General features: G+C 68.6%; 11 protein-coding genes. 1 reads left to right on the top strand and 10 read right to left on the bottom strand.

What is annotated here, in order from left to right; translation table 11 throughout:
- Positions 1–4 precede the first annotated feature (4 nt).
- Positions 5–697: an HAD family hydrolase gene (locus tag R5W23_RS01640; RefSeq protein WP_320684828.1), complete on the top strand. Its 693-nt coding sequence runs from the start codon at positions 5–7 to the stop codon at positions 695–697.
- On the opposite strand, the gene R5W23_RS01635 is transcribed toward R5W23_RS01640, so the two are convergent.
- From R5W23_RS01635 to R5W23_RS01590, 10 genes are all read right to left on the bottom strand, one after another.
- Positions 690–1,943, bottom strand: coding sequence for a protoporphyrinogen/coproporphyrinogen oxidase (locus tag R5W23_RS01635; RefSeq protein ID WP_320684827.1), 1,254 nt, complete (start codon positions 1,941–1,943; stop codon positions 690–692). The two genes, R5W23_RS01640 and R5W23_RS01635, sit on opposite strands and share 8 nt — an antisense overlap.
- A complete protein-coding gene (locus R5W23_RS01630) occupies positions 1,940–2,365 on the bottom strand; it encodes an alkyl hydroperoxide reductase (RefSeq protein WP_320684826.1) in 426 nt (141 codons plus the stop codon). The genes R5W23_RS01635 and R5W23_RS01630 overlap by 4 nt, the downstream gene beginning before the upstream one ends.
- A complete protein-coding gene (locus tag R5W23_RS01625) occupies positions 2,355–3,821 on the bottom strand; it encodes a hypothetical protein (protein ID WP_320684825.1) in 1,467 nt (488 codons plus the stop codon). Before R5W23_RS01625 ends, R5W23_RS01630 begins: the two co-directional genes overlap by 11 nt.
- Before the next feature lie 159 nt (positions 3,822–3,980).
- A complete protein-coding gene (locus R5W23_RS01620) occupies positions 3,981–5,567 on the bottom strand; it encodes a 2-isopropylmalate synthase (protein ID WP_320684824.1) in 1,587 nt (528 codons plus the stop codon).
- 242 nt (positions 5,568–5,809) lie between these two features.
- Positions 5,810–7,423 carry a choice-of-anchor Q domain-containing protein gene (locus R5W23_RS01615; protein WP_320684823.1) on the bottom strand — a complete coding sequence of 538 codons (1,614 nt, stop codon included), beginning with the start codon at positions 7,421–7,423 and terminating at the stop codon, positions 5,810–5,812.
- 45 nt (positions 7,424–7,468) lie between these two features.
- Positions 7,469–8,170, bottom strand: coding sequence for a hypothetical protein (locus tag R5W23_RS01610; RefSeq protein ID WP_320684822.1), 702 nt, complete (start codon positions 8,168–8,170; stop codon positions 7,469–7,471).
- Between the two features lie 102 nt (positions 8,171–8,272).
- The gene (locus tag R5W23_RS01605; protein WP_320684821.1) at positions 8,273–9,481 is read right to left on the bottom strand and encodes a glycosyltransferase; all 1,209 of its coding nucleotides are present in this window, start codon (positions 9,479–9,481) and stop codon (positions 8,273–8,275) included.
- Positions 9,482–9,865: 384 nt separating this feature from the next.
- Entirely contained in the window at positions 9,866–11,779 is a 1,914-nt protein-coding gene (locus R5W23_RS01600) for a hypothetical protein (protein WP_320684820.1), read from the bottom strand.
- Between the two features lie 37 nt (positions 11,780–11,816).
- Positions 11,817–15,479: a PVC-type heme-binding CxxCH protein gene (locus tag R5W23_RS01595; protein ID WP_320684819.1), complete on the bottom strand. Its 3,663-nt coding sequence runs from the start codon at positions 15,477–15,479 to the stop codon at positions 11,817–11,819.
- A gap of 174 nt (positions 15,480–15,653) precedes the next feature.
- A complete protein-coding gene (locus tag R5W23_RS01590) occupies positions 15,654–16,556 on the bottom strand; it encodes an enoyl-ACP reductase FabI (RefSeq protein WP_010046490.1) in 903 nt (300 codons plus the stop codon).
- Positions 16,557–16,626 lie beyond the last annotated feature (70 nt).

Raw genomic sequence — 16,626 nt, 5'->3', positions numbered from 1 at the left:
CGCCGTGGCACGAATCCCGTCCGGCGTGCGGGCCGTGTTCTTCGACGCGGTCGGCACGCTCATTTTCCCCGAGCCGTCGGCCCCGGCGGTGTACGCCGCGGTCGCACGCGGGCACGGTCTGGAACTCCCCGCGTCCGAAGTGCGCGAGCGGTTCCTCGCCGCCTACCGGCAAGAAGAGGCGGCCGACGCCGACCGGAACTGGGCCACCAGCGAGGCCCGCGAGCGCGACCGCTGGCGCACAATCGTGACGCGCACCCTCGCCGGCGTGTCCGACCCCGACGCCTGTTTCGCCCACCTCTTTGAGCACTACGCGCGCCCCGGTGCCTGGCGCGTTCATCCCGACGCCGCGGAGGTGCTCGGGGCGCTGTCGGCGCGGGGCATCGTCCTGGGTATGGGCTCCAATTACGACGCCCGGCTGCTCACCGTGCTCGACGGGCACCCGGAACTGGCCCCGCTCCGTGACCGCGTCGTGGTCAGCGCCGCAGTAGGCTGGCGGAAGCCCGCACGCGAGTTCTTTGCGGAAGTGAGCCGCGTCGCGGGCTGCGCGCCCGCGGAAGTGCTGTTCGTCGGGGACGACCTGCGAAACGATTACGAAGGCGCGACCGCGTCCGGAATGCACGCCCTCCTCCTCGATCCGGACGCGCGGCACACACACGTTCCCCACCGCGCGACCGGCCTCGCGGAACTGATCAGCTAGTCCGGGCCAAGTCTTCCGCCACCGCTTCGGCGGCGCGCCGGCCGCTGGTCAACGCGCCGTCGATGCTGGCGGTGTCGCGGTGGTCGCCGCACACGTACAGCCCGCTCCGCAACCGCACCGGGCGCTGCCACGGGTCGAGCGCGCCGGCGGGCTGGGCCGGTAGCGCGTGCGGAATACGGTACGCGCGCAGTAGCTTCCAGCCGGCGACCGCGGGGCCGAACCACTCCGTCAGTTGCTCTCGCGCCCGCCGGTCGAGTTCGCCGTCCCCGCCGGCCGGAACACCCACGACCGACGCAGCGACCAGCGCCTTGCCCGGCGGCGCGTACGCGGGCGCCGCCGCCGACATCACGACCACGTTGTTCACCGGGCCGCGCCCCTCCCCATCGAGCACCAGTATGGGCTCGGTAACGGGTGCGGCGTCGGCGGCGTAGTACAGCGTTACGGTGCCGTTCCAGGCCGGATCGGGCACCGCGGCGCCGAGCAGCCGCGCGGCGGCCGTGCCGTCGGTTGCCACGACAACGGCCCGCGCGCTCAGGCGCTCACCGCCCGTCAAGGTCACCGCCCCGTCGGCGACGGCCTCGACCCGCGCGTTCAGCCGCACCGAGCCGGCGGGCAGCCCCGCCGCGAGTTGTTCCGGGATCGCTTGCATCCCGAGGGCGGGGACCGCCCCAGGGCCGGCCGCGAACGCCTCGAACACGAACCGGAAGAACCGCGCGGACGTGGTGAGTTCGCGTTCGAGGAACACCCCGCCCAGGAACGGCCGGAACAGGCGCTCCACGAGCTTCGGGCCGAGCCCGGCCGCGCGGAGCTGGTTGGTTGTCGTGCGGTCGGGGTTCGGGGCGCCCGGGGCCTCGCGCCGAACGTCGCGGTAGAGCTTCAGGAGCTTCACTTTGTCGAGCGGGGAGCCGACCGCGTTGAACAGCGACGCGACGGCGGCGAACGGCTCGCTCCGCGGGTCCGCGACCCGGTGGAACCGGCCGCCGAACCGTACCAGCGCGCCCCGCGCGAAGGGCTTCAAATCGAGCGCCGGGAGGTCCAGCACCCGCCGCCCCTCGGGGTAGGCGGTCAGGTAGATCTGGAACCCGCGGTCGAGCCGGAACCCGTCTGCGAGGTCCGTGCGGACCCGGCCCCCAACCCCGTCGGCGGCGTCGAGGATGCGGAACGGCACCCCGCGCCGCGCCAGCTCCCGCCCGCACGCCAGACCCGCCAGCCCGGCGCCCACGATCAGCACGTCAGGGTCATTCATTCGCGACCTCCTCGCGACCGGTACGCGTGGCGCAGGATCAGCACGAACGGCGCCCACCAGATCAGATCGTTCGGAACGCAGGTGAGCAAACCTTCGGCGCTCGAGCGGCCGATGAGTACGCCGTAAGCCAGCCCGACCGGCCCGAAGAACTTACCGAGGAACCCGACCAGCACAACGGGCCAGTGGCGCGCGGGGTCGCGGGCCGCGATCAGGTACCCGACCCCGTACACGCCGACGATCATCCCGATGCACTGCCACAGCTCCGGGTAGTGGAGCGGCTGGTCCGGCCGCTGCATCCCCGAGTTGGCGAACGACCGCTCGGGGAGCAATACCGCCCACGCGCCCCACGCGAGGTTGTACACGCCCGCAAGGGCGAGCACGCCGCGCATCCACCGTGGAGCAGTGCCAGTATCAACTTTCATCTTCTTTCTTGGGGGCGATGAGTTGATCCAATAAATTCAGACCGGGATAAAAGTCCGGCTCGCTACACAACAACGTCGCGAGTTCAGTTCCGTCCGTGCCTCGGACACAACAAATGCCGTCATGAACGGCCCAACCAGCGATCTGCTTGTACGGAACGAAGCCGTGCCGACCGGGAACGGACAGGCCCTTGTAGGTGAACGTTACGCCACTGCACCACGCCCGCAACTTTTTATCGAACACTTGGCGGCGCCACTCTGCCGCCAACCGCCGGGCGAGTCGATCGCGGATCATTTCAACCGCGCGGTCCCGCGTCGTCGTGCTGAACTCGTAGCAGAACGTACCTCGGTCCCGCAACCATAAGCGGAAAACGACGAAGGTCCCAACATACGAAGTGACATGGTTCGTGGTAACGTGTTGCCGTACCACGGAATACGCAAACGAAATCACCTCATCAAAACAAACCTCCCGCTCTGCCAATGGCTGAGCTACTCTCAAACCATTGGCATAGGCACGCAAAACGGTTCGACGGGACGCGAACCAATATAGTGAGAGTGCAACACCCAAAAAGCTGGCAATCGCACCGAAAGCAAGTGTACCGGTCGCTCGGCTGTTGATGAGGGCCGTGCCACCCATGCCCAATAACATCAGTGTTCCGAGCCACCACAGCAACAACGATGACGGTGACCAGCGACGCTCGCGTTCGAAGAGTAAGCGGCCGAATCCGCTCTTGAGCTCCGGTTCGAAGTCGCTTGTGCCGATGATTTCAACCAGTATGGCAGCGTTCAAGCTCTCTTCGGGCACCCGAACCAGCGGTTCGGGTGCGCTACGCCCCCACACACAGGCGTGCCGGTCAATCACCTCGGCCGTGACAAGGTGGGCAAACGGAATCTTCCGCTCCGAACCAGCGGCACGCACATAAAGGCCGTCTGCATTCAAACGCCAGCCCGAACCACGAATCTCCCCGCCTGCGGCAAACGTCGCGAGCGATTCTTGGCGTACTTGACCACCCAACCGATCAAACAAAAAACCAAGCGGGTCCGCTTCGGGCTCGAAGCTGTAGCGAACTTCGATCTGCGGCAGAACGGGGTTGTTCGTGGCAATGACTGCCACACGAGCCGCAGAAACAGGTACGCCCGAGGCATATTCGAGGAGAACGTGAGAACCGATACCCACTACTTCGTGATCGTCGAACTTGATGGCACCGTTCACTGAATGATACACGAAACCTGAACCCGTATCGGTCAACCAGCGGCGCCCGCGCCGGGCCAACCGCCACCCGACCGCGAACCCTCCTACCACTATCGCTGTTGTCACAAGGCCGATGCGTCCCCTCGACGAGTTGTCGAGGTGGACGGCAAGCGACATTATCACGCCGGAGACAAGCGAAAAGACCGCCAGCAAGGCGAATAGGACTTCGGCTTTAGGCTCGCGAATCGGTATCTTTTGAGCCACCATCGCCCTCCTACCCTATTATCGCCACAAGATAAACTGTCCGAATGCGACCGACAATTGAGATAATGACCGTGCAAAAAATTCCCAATCATCAGCCTCATTCAACAAATTCATGCGTGGCCGCCTACGCCAGCTTAATCGATCAAATATCGACCGATAGGATCAGCCCGCGGGGACGGCCTCGGTCGGCACGTTGTCGGTCGGCTTGAGCCGGTCGCGGAGCTGGCGCGAGGCGACCCGGTTCACCACCTCCAGGTACGCCAGGGCGCTCGCCTCCACCACGTCCACGCTGACCGCCCGGGCGCGCGACTTCTTGCCCGCGTACTCGATCTCGATGCTCGCCTCGCCCAGCGCGTCCATGTCCTGGCTCACTGACCGCACCCGGTAGTCCACCACCCGCACGGCCGCCCCGGTGACCCGGTTGATCGCCTTGAACAGCGCGTCGATCGGGCCGTTGCCGACGGCGGCGTCGCGCCGCACCGAGCCGTCGAGGTGCTTGAGCGTCACCGCGGCCGAGGTCTGCGACCCGGTGCCCGCGGTGCTGGTGAACCCGACGAGGGTCCACAGGTTCCCCGTGCCCTCCTGGAGCTGGTTCTCCGCGAGCGCCTCGATGTCCGCGTCGTAGATCTCCTTCTTCTTGTCCGCGAGCTTCTTGAACTCCTCGAACACCTTGTTCAGTTGCTCGTCGGACAGGCCGTAGCCCAGGGCGGCGACCCGCTGCTTGAGCGCGTGCCGGCCGCTGTGCTTGCCCAGCACCAGCTCGGTCTGCGGGATGCCCACGTCCTCGGGCCGCATGATCTCGTAGGTGCTGCGCTCCTTGAGCATCCCGTCCTGGTGGATGCCGGCCTCGTGCGCGAAGGCGTTCTGCCCCACGATCGCCTTGTTCCGCTGCACCGTCTGCCCGGTGACGTGCGACAGCTTGCGGCTCACCGGGTACAGGTGCCGGGTGTTGATCCCGGTGGTCAGCCCGTAGTAATCGCGGCGGGTGTGCAGCGCCATCACCACCTCTTCGAGCGAGGTGTTGCCGGCCCGCTCGCCGATGCCGTTGATCGTACACTCGACCTGCCGCGCGCCCTCGCCCAGCGCCGCGAGGCTGTTGGCCACCGCCAGCCCCAGGTCGTTGTGGCAGTGGACCGAGAGCACGCAGTTGTCGATCCCGCGGACGTTCTTCTTGAGGTGCCGGATGATCGCGGCGTAGTGCTGCGGCACCGCGTACCCGACGGTGTCGGGGATGTTAAGCGTGGTGGCCCCGGCCTCGATCACGCGCTCGACCACCTCCGCCAGGAAGTCGAGCTCGGTGCGGGCCGCGTCCTCGGGGGAGAACTCGATGTCGGCGCACCGGTCGCGGGCGCGTTTGACGCCCTCGACGGCCCGCCGCGCCACCTCCTCCGAGGTCATCTTCAGCTTGAACTCGCGGTGGATCGCGCTGGTGGCGAGGAACACGTGGATGCGGGGCTTCTCGGCGTCCTTTACGGCGTCCGCGGCGCGGTCGATGTCCGTGGGGTTGCACCGGGCGAGGCCGGCGATGACCGGCCCGTGGATCTGCCGCGCGATGGCCTGCACGCTCTCGAAGTCGCCCGGGGAGGCGATCGGGAACCCGGCCTCGATCACGTCCACGCCGAGGTCCGCGAGCGCGCGGGCCATCTCGAGCTTCTCGGCGAGGTTCATGCTGCACCCCGGGCTCTGCTCGCCGTCGCGCAGCGTGGTGTCGAAGATGATGACGCGGTTCGGATCGGCCGGAACGGACATAACGCGCTCCTGAAACGAAATCGGCCCCGGAACTTGAGTTCCGGGGCCGCTGTTACCTCGTGGATCGGATCAGCCGACGCGCGAAGGACAATGGCCCCGTGACGGTCCAAGAAGCGGAAGGTTCAGAAGGAGCAGGGACGCGGCCACGGTATTCGTCTCGTGCGAAGGTATCACCGGTAGATTACAGCGCGCCGCGGCCGGGAGCAACTCCGAACGGCCGGGCGGCGGGCAGATTCTCGGCCTCACCCGACGAAGATGCCGCTGAGCACGTCGGCGACGATCTGCGAGCTGAGCACCCGGCCGGCGGAGTCGAACACGCGCCCGTCGCCCGCGGCCCCGGCCCCGCTGCCGGTGAGGATCTCGTCCCGACCGTCCCCGTCCACGTCGAAGCCCGCCACTCGGACGCCGCCGCGGAACGCCGGGGCGTACGCCAGGAAGCTCAACTGGGGCCGGTCCGCGGTGCCGTACACGTTCACCCGCGGGTCGGCCCCGGCGTCGGCCCCCACGAGGATCTCGTCGGTGCCGTCCCCGTCCAGGTCGGCGGCCCCCACGAACACCCCGCCGGTGGACCCGTCGAACGTGAAGAACGAGCGGATCAGGGCGCCGGTGGCCCCGTCGAACACCTTCACGTGCCCGCCCGCCGAGCCCGCACCGGCCCCGGCGACGATGTCCATCACGCCGTCGCCGTTGAGGTCCGTGGTGGCGACCCGCACCTCACCCTGGAACCCGTTAAAAGCCGGGATCGAGGTGCCGTCGCCGCCGGCGATCTGGACCCGCCCGTTGTTCCCGGCCCCCAGCACGAACTTGGGCGGCGCGGCGGCCGCGGCGACCGTGAGGGCGAACTCGCGCGAGCCGCTGGCCCCGCTCGAGTCAGTCGCCGCGACTGTGAACGTGTACGCCCCGACCGCCGTCGGGGCGCCGGTCAGCTGCCCGGCCGCGCTCAGCGTCACGCCGGGCGGCAGCGCCCCGGCGGTGACGGTGTACACGAACGGACCGCTCGCGCCAGTCGCAGTGAGCGCCACCGCGTACGCGGTCCCGACCGTGCCCGCCGGGAGGGCGTCCGGACCGATGGCGACCGCGACGAACTCGACCGCGCCGATGTCCACCCGGCCGCCGAGCACCCGGGTTTGTCCCCGCTGGTCCGTGGGCGGCAGGTTCGAGGCGTCCGGGTCGCCCATGTCGCGGGCCGGGCTGTCCGCCAGAAGGGCGTGCGTGTACGTCAGCCCGCCGTTATTCGCCAGCGGCCCGAGCCGCGGGTCGAGCGGGTTCGCCAATGTCCCGATCTGGTTGCCCGTGCCCACCGGCGGGGGGGCCAGCACCAGACTGTCACCCACGCCGATCAACGAGTAGTTGAAGAGGAACGGGATGCCGGAGTCCACGAACAGGTCGTCCGGGGTGGCTCCGGTCGGGTCCAAGTTGCCGGCGACGATCGAGTTCCGGACGGTGACCGCGATCCAGCCGTCGGCCGACAGCCCGCCTCCGTACCCCCGGTTGGCGGTCACGGTCGAGTTGGTCAGCGTCCCCTCCGCGCCGGTGAAGAGGGCACCGCCCCCGTAAGCGGCGGTGTTGCCGCTGACGGTGCTGTTTACCAGGTCGAGCGTGCCGTCGTTCCCGCCGTACAGAGCGGCGAGCCCGCCCCCGCCGTATGTGGCGGTGTTGCCGCTCACCGTGCTGTTGGTCAGGGTGGTCGCCCCACCGTAGTCAATGGCCGTGCAAACCGCGCCGCCGTAATCTGCGGTGTTCGTACTCAGCGTGCTGTTGGTCACCGACACCGTACCGGCGAAGTCTAAGCCCACCCCGACCGCGCCTCCGTAAAGTGCGGTGTTCGTACTCAGCGTGCTGTTGGTGATCGTCACCGACCCGCCGTAGTACGTCGCGATCCCGCCGCCGAGCAGGGTCGCCTAGTTGCCGGTGAACGAGCTGTCGGTGACCGTCAAGATGCCGCCGTAGAATATCCCGATCCCGCCGCCATATCCGGACTGGTTGTTGGTCACGTTTACGTTCGTCAGGGTCGCGGTGACATTTCCGTTGCCCCCGATGAGCGCGACCCCTCCGCCCAGATCTTGGGCCTGGTTGGCGAACAGATCGACGCCGGTGAGCGCCAGATGAGTTCCCGCGGAGCCGCCGTACGCTACGATGGCACCGCCGATATCGGTGACGTTTCCGCCACTGAGCGTCATGTTCGTGAGCGTCAGGTCGGCGCCGGCTCCGAGCTGGAAGAGGCGTGTGTTCGCGTTCGGCGCTCCGAAGCTGGCCGTGATGGAGGTCTGGCTTGCTCCGGCCCCGCCAATCGTCAGCTTCCCGGTCGTTGCCGCGTCGCCGATGTCCAGGTCGAAGTCCGTGGAGTCGGTGAGCAGGTAGATGCCGGCGGACAGCGTGATGGTGTCGTCGCCCGCCGCTTGCGCGTACTGGACCGCCGCCCGCAGGTTGCTGAACAGGTACGGGTCGTTCTGCGTGCCGCTCCCGGCGGTCGGCGGCCCGGCGGGGCCGTCGTACAACCCGGTTACGGCCAAAAATGCTGGGACACATCGGTCTTCCATCTGTTCGATCGCGAGGCGGCCGAACAGGCTCTTGCGCAGCGAACGGCTGTTATGAAACGCCATGATCTCTCGGTCTCTCCAATTTCGCAGGATGAAAAACACTCAACGGGACGGAAAGCGCCCGGCCGCAGCCGGGTCGTGGGGGGGTGGGTTCCGGCCGGGCGGTCAGGTCACCGCCCCGGCCGGTTGGTCGAGCAGTTCGCGGCAGCGGCCGACGATCGTTCCGAGCGAGCCGTCGGGCCACCGCCGGCGCAGGTCGGCGGCCACCTCGGCCGCCCGGCGGGCGAACGCCGGGTCGTCGAGCAACTGCCGCATCCCTTCGGCAACGTCCGACGCCGGGTACGTTCCGGCGAGGTAGTGGGCGACCCCGAGCCGGTGAGCGGCGGACGCGTACAACTGGTGCTCCAGGTGCTCCGGGAGGAGGAGTTGGGGGCGGCCGGCCAGGAGCGCGGCCTCGGCGGTGCCGAGCCCGGCGTGGTGGGCCACCGCCCGCACGCGGGGGAGCACGTCCGCCAGCGGGGGCGGGGTGTCGTGGACGGTCAGCCCGCGGCCCCGGAGCCGCTCGCGCTGCCCGGCCGTCGCCCCGCGCACATACACTTCCCCGTCAAGCCCGGCGGCCGCCAGCAGGGTCAGCGCCGGTTCGGTGCTGGCCACTTCGGCACTCAGGTACGCGAAGAAGCGCCGCGGGGCGATCCCGTCGGCCGCCACCGGGGAGGCGAGCGGCCCGACCGGCGGGCGGCGCCGGGCCTCCCGGTACGGATCCAACTCCGGAACGGTCGTGACGAACGCCTCGCCCCCCGCCGCGATCCCGGGCAGCGCGGCGGGCGCGGGCCGGCCGCGGGCGACCTGTGCGGCCCGGACCGCGGCCAGCAGGTCCTCCGGCGCGCCCCGCGGGACCCGGGGCAACTGGTCGCGGAAGTACGGCGGGAACGCCGGCAGGTCCGCCGGCGGCTGGCAGAACCCGTTCCCGATGTCCACGGTCGGCACCCGACCGGCCGCGGCGAGCCCGAGGGTGGGGGCGTAGTCGAGGACGACGAGGTCGGGCCGGACCACGTCCAGAATGCCGTCCCACTGCCGCAGCAGCGGAAGGAGCGTGCGGTCGGACGCGTAGCCGTGGAGCCGGAGGATGTCGGCGAAGGAAGCGGCGACGAAGCCCGCCGGGGCCGGCTCCGACCAGACCGGAATAGGGAGCACGGGGAACGAAGCGTCCCGCAAGAGGGGCCACGCCGCCACCGCCTCCCGGGCGGCAAGGACCGGCCGGTGCCCGTCGGCGGCCAACGCCCGGGCCACTCGGAGCAGGTTGTGTGCGTGCCCGAAACCGCCGCCCAGCTCCCACCCGAGCAAAACAGTCCGACCGCGCGGCGACCTTTCCACCGTGTCTCACCTTTCGCGACCGGTCCGGCCCGCGTTCGGGGGACCGTCGTTCACCCGTCCGTGGGGTGGTGCGATTCGCGGGTGCTCGAACCCACGGCGAACCGAGCGGGGCGCTCGCGGTTCACGCCGTAAGCTAATTCACGATTGCAATGCGGCGCGAATCCGGAGCCGAATTGAGGGGTAAAATTGCTCCCGCGCGAGCCGATTTGCTGCGAGCGCTGACAATTGATGCGCCGCGTCACCTCGAGGCCGACGGTCGCGCCCGGTGTCCTGTTCGCCGGGCGCAACTCGGGAAATTGGCAAACTTGATTGCTGGTTGAATGGTGCACCGGCAGACTGCGGCGGCCGGTGCTCGCCCCCGCCCGGTCCGAGAGTCTCAGGTGGTTACCGGTCCGGCGGGGGCGGCGGCAGGAACCCAGGCGCCGACCGGCTCGGGTCGCGCAAGATCAGATCATTGTCGAACAAATCTAGCCAGGCGTTGATCACCGGCTTGAGGCCGCCGTCCGTGATCTTCGGCTGGAACACCTCGAACACGAGCCGATCGCGGTCGCGCCGGACCGTCACCGCCGTCGGCGGCAGTTGGCCGAACGCGACCGTGAGTGCAGCGCGGGCCTTGTCCGCGTCCTTCAAAAGCACATCGGGTGGGATCAGCTCTGTCCCCGTGCCCGGCGCTGGTGCAGGGGGCGCCGGCCGAATCGGGCCGTCGGCTGGTTTCTCGCCAAGAGCACCGACGAGCGCGCCGAGGTCGAACGCGCCGGCAAGCGCCGCTCCCGGGGGAATGGTCGCTCCCTTTTCGCCGACGATCGAGCCGGCGGCGTCCGGGGTCAGCGCCGCCGCCACCAGTTTGCGGTCGAGCCCCCACGCCAGCACGGCGTCTTTGCGCGCGTAGTGGACCGCCGCCTTCCACGGCAGCCCGGTGCCCGCGAGCGAGCGCACCTGCACGCCGCCGACCGTTTCGGTCGACGGCTGGGCCGGCGCGGGCTCGCCCGAGATCTCGGCGATCAGCTTGGGAACAAGATCCTCCAGAGCGGCCGCCGCAGAGACGTCCGCGGCGTGGATCACGAACATCGGGACCGGCGTGGCGCCCTTCGGCAGATCCGGCTTTGCCGGAACCACGACCGTGACCGCGTTCACCTTGGCGAGCACGTCGTTGACGGCCACCTTGTGCTTCACGCCGATGTCTTTCGCGATATCGCTGGGGAGCCGTCCGAGCTGACCAGCACCCTTCGCGAGCGCGTCGAGGAACCCGATCAGCGCCGCGGCGCGGTCCTTCTCGGGCAGGGTCACCGTCGCTGCGAGCGCAGCCGGTTTGCGCGCGTGGTGCAGTGCCTCGACCTTCACCCCCGGCCCGGAGAAGAAGTCCACCAGCGGGCTCTTTTCGGCCGGATCGAACCGTCCGCCGGCCACGAGCGACAGCCCACCGTCACGAACCCGCGCACTCCCGGCAATCGACTTGAGCGCTTTGGGGTTGGTGGTCAGCTTGAGCCACGCTAGAAGGTCGGCGCCGGCGTCGGCCCCGCGGGCGCGGTCGGCCGCAGACGCGGCGGCGAAAAGCCCGGGCGCGGCCGCGTAGAAGAACAGCCCGGGTTTTCGGTACTCGGCCGCGGCCTCTTTGAACCCTGCCGTCGCGCCCAGCGCGTCCTTCTCTTCGGCTCGGAACCGTTTGATAACCGGGGCCAGGGCCGCCTTGCTCGTGCCCACGACGAACAGCCCCGGAGTGTACGCGCAGGTCAAATCGCGCGGCTCCTCCTTCGGCTTCTCGCCGCTCAGTTTTGGAGTGCCGTTCATGTCATACGTGACGACCGGCTGGCGGCGCTGAAACACCGGCACCTTCGACACCTCACCGACCGTCCGCACGTTCGGGGTCGCGGTAACGAACGCGCGGGCCGCGAGCCCTGCCGCGGCGCTGTCCCCGGTGAGCACCGCGAGCGCGAATTCGGGCTCGCCGCGTTCGGTGAACCCGAGCAGCCCGACCGCGACGCCGCCCAGCTTGCGGAACTCCGCGACCACCTCCGGCGACGCGAACAGTGCGAGCGCCGCGAGGTCCTCCTTGGCTCGGAGTTCGGGGAGCGTCTTCGCCTCGTCCTTCTTCCCGTGGATGAACGGCACGCTGTCTTGCAGCGGGGTGCCGTTCAGCGCCGCCGCGACCTGCGGCCCGATTTCGGCGGGGTTGTGCAGTTCGACGTAGGCGAGCGTGTTCGCCGGGAACACATCCGCCACATCGACCGGCCCGGCAAACGCGGGTGCGCCCGAGAGCGCGACGCATACCGCAACCGCGAGAGGATGGAGACGAGTCAAATGAAGCTCCAGATGGTATGGCAAACCGGCCGCCGGGTCACTTCGCCGGCTTCAGTTCGCCCTTCGCGGCCCAAGTCAGCCCGTTAACGAGCAGCCGAACGAAGTTCTCGTCCTTGAAATCGTCCGGGTGGCCCAGGGAGGTGTAAAACACGCGGCGCCCGTCCTTCTCGCGGGTCCACGCCACGGGTTCCGATTCCTTGCCCATAGTCCCCTGGAGCAGAACGTTAACATCGGTCGCGACGTTGGGGTTCTTGTACAGGCTCCCGTTCGTCTTAAACGACTTTACCCCCTTCAGGATAGGGTGTTCCTTCGCCTTCTCCACCGGCTTCACGTCCGCGACGCCGGCCCCGAAGTGCCCCTTGTAGTTGCCTCCGAACACCTCCGCATCCATTTCGAGCCACTTCTGGAACCCGTGGCTGGCGGTTCGGACGCCCACGAGCGGTTTACCGGATTTGACGAACGCCTTCACATGATCCAACGACGCGCCCTCGATCTGGAGCCGCCGAGTGAAGAACAGCGCAGCGTCGCACTTCTCCAACTGCTCCAACCCGGCGATCGCCCGGTCTTTTTCGGCCTTCGCCGAAATGAGCACGCACTCGACCGCGTAGTTCGCCTCCAGGTGCTTCTGGAACGCCGCGAGCGACTCGTCCGATTTGTACTCGAACGACCCGGACACGAGCGCGAGCCTGAGCGTCTTTGCCGCCGGTCCGTCGTTCCGAGGGGCGGGCGTCTTGGGCGCGTCCGCCGCCAGGTACGCGAACAGGTCGGCGATCTCCGGTTCCGTCAGCGAGTCGAGCAGCTTTTCGGGCATCATCGACACCGGCGACGGCTTCAGGTCCGCCACGTCCGCCTTCGCGATCGTGGCCTTGGTAACCTGGCCGTTAACGTAGTTGGTCACCACGATCGCCCCGCTCTGCTCCGTCACGATGCCCGACAGCTTACGGTCGTCGTTCGTCAGTACGGTGTGAACGACGTACTCGGGCCGGATGTAGCCGCTCGGGTCCACGATCTGCGCCAGCAGGTACCCGCGGTTCTTGCGGTCCGCGGTGGTGAGGTCCGGTCCCACCTGCCCCCCCGCTCCATGTAACTGATGGCACGCAGCGCAGTGCTTCGTGAACAGCACCTGCCCTTTCACCGGGTCGCCGGGCTTGGTGCGCCCGAGCGCGGTGCTGAGCCAAGCAATGCGAGCCTGTTTCTCCCCCGCGGTCGCCGGGGCCAGTTTCCCGAAGTGCTTCTCCACCAAAATCGTGACGCCTTTGTCGCCGAGTGCGGCGGCCGCCCGTGCGCCCTCAACCGGGAGGTCGGCCTTGGGGAACGTGCCGGCGTCGAGTTGCTTGAAGAGCGCCAGCGCCCAGGCCGGGCGAGTGAGAAGCAGTTGAACCGCCCGCTTCTTGACCGCGGGGGAGTAGCCGGCGTACCCCTCCAACACCGCCGCACCGACCGCGGGGCCGTCGAACGCCTCCAACCCACCGAGTAACCCGATCCGAACAGCGTCGGACCGCGCGGCGGCTAACTGCTCGAGGAACAGGGGTTCGGCTCTCGGGTCGCGCACGTCGCGCAGTAGCGCCACGGCCTCCAGCCGACCGGCGTCGCCTACCGCCCCGTCGGTCACGAGCCCCCGGAGAGCCGTGCGGGCCGCCTCGTCCCCCATCCGCGCCAGCACCTCCAGCACCAGCAAGTCTTTCGGGCGCTGCTTGCGAAGTTCGGCGAGCGGCTGACGCAGCGCCGGCGGCACCGCGTCGAGCGGCTTGGCCTGAAGCGCCGTCGCGACGCCCCGGAGTACCGGTTCGATGTCGTCGCCGTAGTCCGTCACAAGATTGAACAAGGCGCCGATGCGCTCGGTGCCGCGGGTGATGTTCCCGGACATGAAGCGTCGCGCGACCCGCTCGTTGAAAAAAGCCCTAAGTAGCGGGCTCAGCCCAACCGGGTACGGGAACCGCACCGTGTCGGTCGTATCGCGCCGGTTACTATCCTCCAGCCCCCACCACACGAGCAGCGGCAGTTGCGGGTCGTCGCCGAGGAGCGGGTTCGTCATGACGGCCGCGATGACGGCGGCCTCCTGCTGCGGGGCGAACCGGCGGGCGCTGCACAGGAGTTGGGCCACCACGACGTGGCTCTTCTCCGTGCGTGCGACGTTCGCGAGCACCGCCGGCGTCGCCTCCGACGCGCCCACCTCGTCCGCGATGAGGCGAACCATCCAGGCGCGCACGTACTCGTTGGGGTGCTCGCCGACGTTGTCGAAGTCGCCCTCCGCCCACCCGCCCGAAGCGGCTAGCGCCCACAGCGCCTCCAGCGCGAGCGGTCCCTTCTCGGTCAGCAGCCACTTGCGCAGTTTGGGGTGCGCGGCCGCGGCGTCGGGGCGCTCGGACAGCAGGCGGCGGGCCTCCTTGCGCCACCACATGTTCGGGTGCTTCAGCAGTTCGGCCAGCTCCGCGGCGGTCTTCTTGCGCAGGTCGAACGGCTCGCGTTTCGTGGCACCCCCGTACTCGATGCGGTAGATGCGCCCGGTGGCCTTGTCCCAGTTGTCGACCGGGTCCAGGTGCGCGGCGCGGCGGTCGTAAAAGTCCACGACGTACACGCAACCGTCCGGACCGAGCAGCAGGTCCACGGGCCGAAAGTGGGTGTCGTCGGTTTCCATCAGCTCGCCGCCGTGCCGCGCCTGGAACGACGACTTGCGCGGCTCGAGCTTGTGCCAGTAGACCGCGTTCGACAGGATGTTCGCCGCGATGTACTGCCCCCGGTACGGCTCGGGGTACACGTCCGCCTCGTACAGCACCCCGCCGCAGGTGACGTGACCGCCCTTGAAGCCGGTGTACGGGACGTGCTCGAAGTAGCCGTAGGTGTACGGGTTGTGCAGCGGGCCGTGCTTGCTGAAGCCCTTCACGTGGTAGGCGCCCTGCATCTGGTGCAGGCACGCGAACCCGCCCCAGTTGGTCCCGGCGATCACCTGCCCGTTCTTGTCGAAGTCGAGGCCATAGGTGTTGCCGCCGCCTTCGCTAAACAGTTCGAACCGTTTCGTCTTCGGGTGGTAGCGCCAGACGCCCTGCTGAAACTCGACCACCTCTTTGGGGTTCGCCGGGTTCGCGATCTTGCAGGTGCTGGTGCTGCCGGCGGCGCCGTAGAGCCAGCCGTCCGGCCCCCACTGAAGCGAATTCGCGAGCGAATGGGTGTCGTCCATCCCGAACCCCGAGAGCAGCACCTCCGGGTCGCCGTCGGGAACGTCGTCCTCGTTCTTGTCGGGGTAGAACAGCAGGTACGGCGGCTGCGCCACGTACACCCCGCCGTTCCCGATGCAGAACCCACTGGCGATGTTGAGCCCGGTCACAAAGTCCTTGGACTTCGTGAACACGCCGTTCGCGTCCGGGTCCGAGAGGATGGTGATCTTATCCAGCCCTTTCGGACCCCTGGGCGGCGCCTCGGGCACCTTGTCCCAGACGGTGCGCAGGTACTGGTCCTGCTTAACGGCCTTCAGTCCCGCGTAGTTTGGGTACTGGAGGTACTGGAGCACCCACATGCGGCCGCGTGCGTCGAAGCTGATGCTCGTGGGCTGTCGGACCGTGGGCTCGGACGCGACGAGCCGGGCCGAGAACCCCGCGGGCAGCTTGAACCGCTTCGCCGCCTCCTCGGGCGTGAGGCCGTCGGCCCGGGCGAGCGACGCGCCGGCGAGCAGCGCGCAAAACGAGAGCAGCGAGCGCAGCATGGGGTGGGCTCCGTGCGGGTGCCAGAGGTGCAGGATGAGGCACGGAGCGGCGCATTGCAAGCGCCTAACGGCGGCATGTGACGCGCCCCGCGGCGAGGCGGCGTCCGACCGTTCCTGGCTCGGTCGCGCGGGCTCCGGTCGTGGAACTTGCAACGCCCGGCCCCGATGCCGCGGTCACGTGCCCATCACGTTGTACCCGCAGTCCACGTACATGATCTGCCCCGTCACCGCGCTGGCCAGCGGGCTGCACAGGTACAGCGTCGTGTTCGCCACCTCCTCCGGCTCGATCGCGCGGCGCAGCGGCGAGTGGTCCGCGGCGTGCTGGATCAGCTTGTCGAAGTCCTTGTTGATCGCCCGCGCCGCCCGGCTCCCGTAGGGGCCGGCCGAGATCAGGTTCACCCGGACGTTCTTGTCCCCCACGAACCACGCCAGTTGCTTGGCGTCCATCTGGAGCGCCGCCTTACACGTTCCCATCCCGCCGCCGTAGTGCGGCACCACCTTCTCGCCCGCCACGTAGGTGAGGCCCACCACGCTCGCCCCGCCCGGCCGGTTCGCCATGTGCGGCGCCGCGGCCCGCACCATGCTCACCAGCGAGTACGCGCTGATCCCCATCGCCTCGTGGTACGCCTTGCGGCTCGTCTCGAGCAGCGACTTCGTGATCTCCCGGCTGAACGCCACCGAGTGAATCAGAATGTCGATCCCGCCGAACTCCTGGGCCACCGCGTTCACCGCGCCGGTGATGCTGTAGTCCTCGGTGTACTTCGAGTAGTGACGCCGCTGCGCGTCCGGCATCTCCTCCAGCTTCACGTCGGCCATCGTGTCGTAGCTGGCGTCGCAGCGGACCAGCTTCACCGGCGCGAAGTCCGAGCCGTCCGGCAGCTTCCGGGCCGCCACGTCGTCGGGGTCGCTGGTGGTGCGCAGCAGGTTCTGCACGATGTCCAGCACCCGCGGGTGGACCGCCAGCACCACCTTCGCCCCGGCCGCCTGGAGCGCCTTGCCGATGTACCACGCGAAGCTCTTGTTGTCACCCACGCCGGTAACCAGCGCGACTTTACCCGTGAAATCGATGGGGATCATTAACGTTGACCTCGGAAGCTGGACGGCACGCGAACGCTCGTGTCCGCGTGCCGTTTTATTGATCCCCTGC

It is taken from the genome of Gemmata algarum (genome assembly GCF_034097035.1).
Taxonomy (GTDB): domain Bacteria; phylum Planctomycetota; class Planctomycetia; order Gemmatales; family Gemmataceae; genus Gemmata; species Gemmata algarum.
This window is presented reverse-complemented; position numbering and strand designations above follow the sequence as displayed.

Excerpts from the sequence above, each read along its gene's own strand:
- R5W23_RS01635 (WP_320684827.1), bottom strand. The coding sequence starts at position 1,943 with ATGAATGACCCTGACGTGCTGATCGTGGGCGCCGGGCTGGCGGGTCTG.
- R5W23_RS01630 (WP_320684826.1), bottom strand. The coding sequence starts at position 2,365 with ATGAAAGTTGATACTGGCACTGCTCCACGGTGGATGCGCGGCGTGCTC.
- R5W23_RS01625 (WP_320684825.1), bottom strand. The coding sequence starts at position 3,821 with ATGGTGGCTCAAAAGATACCGATTCGCGAGCCTAAAGCCGAAGTCCTA.
- R5W23_RS01620 (WP_320684824.1), bottom strand. The coding sequence starts at position 5,567 with ATGTCCGTTCCGGCCGATCCGAACCGCGTCATCATCTTCGACACCACG.
- R5W23_RS01610 (WP_320684822.1), bottom strand. The coding sequence starts at position 8,170 with ATGGCGTTTCATAACAGCCGTTCGCTGCGCAAGAGCCTGTTCGGCCGC.
- R5W23_RS01595 (WP_320684819.1), bottom strand. The coding sequence starts at position 15,479 with ATGCTGCGCTCGCTGCTCTCGTTTTGCGCGCTGCTCGCCGGCGCGTCG.
- R5W23_RS01590 (WP_010046490.1), bottom strand. The coding sequence starts at position 16,556 with ATGATCCCCATCGATTTCACGGGTAAAGTCGCGCTGGTTACCGGCGTG.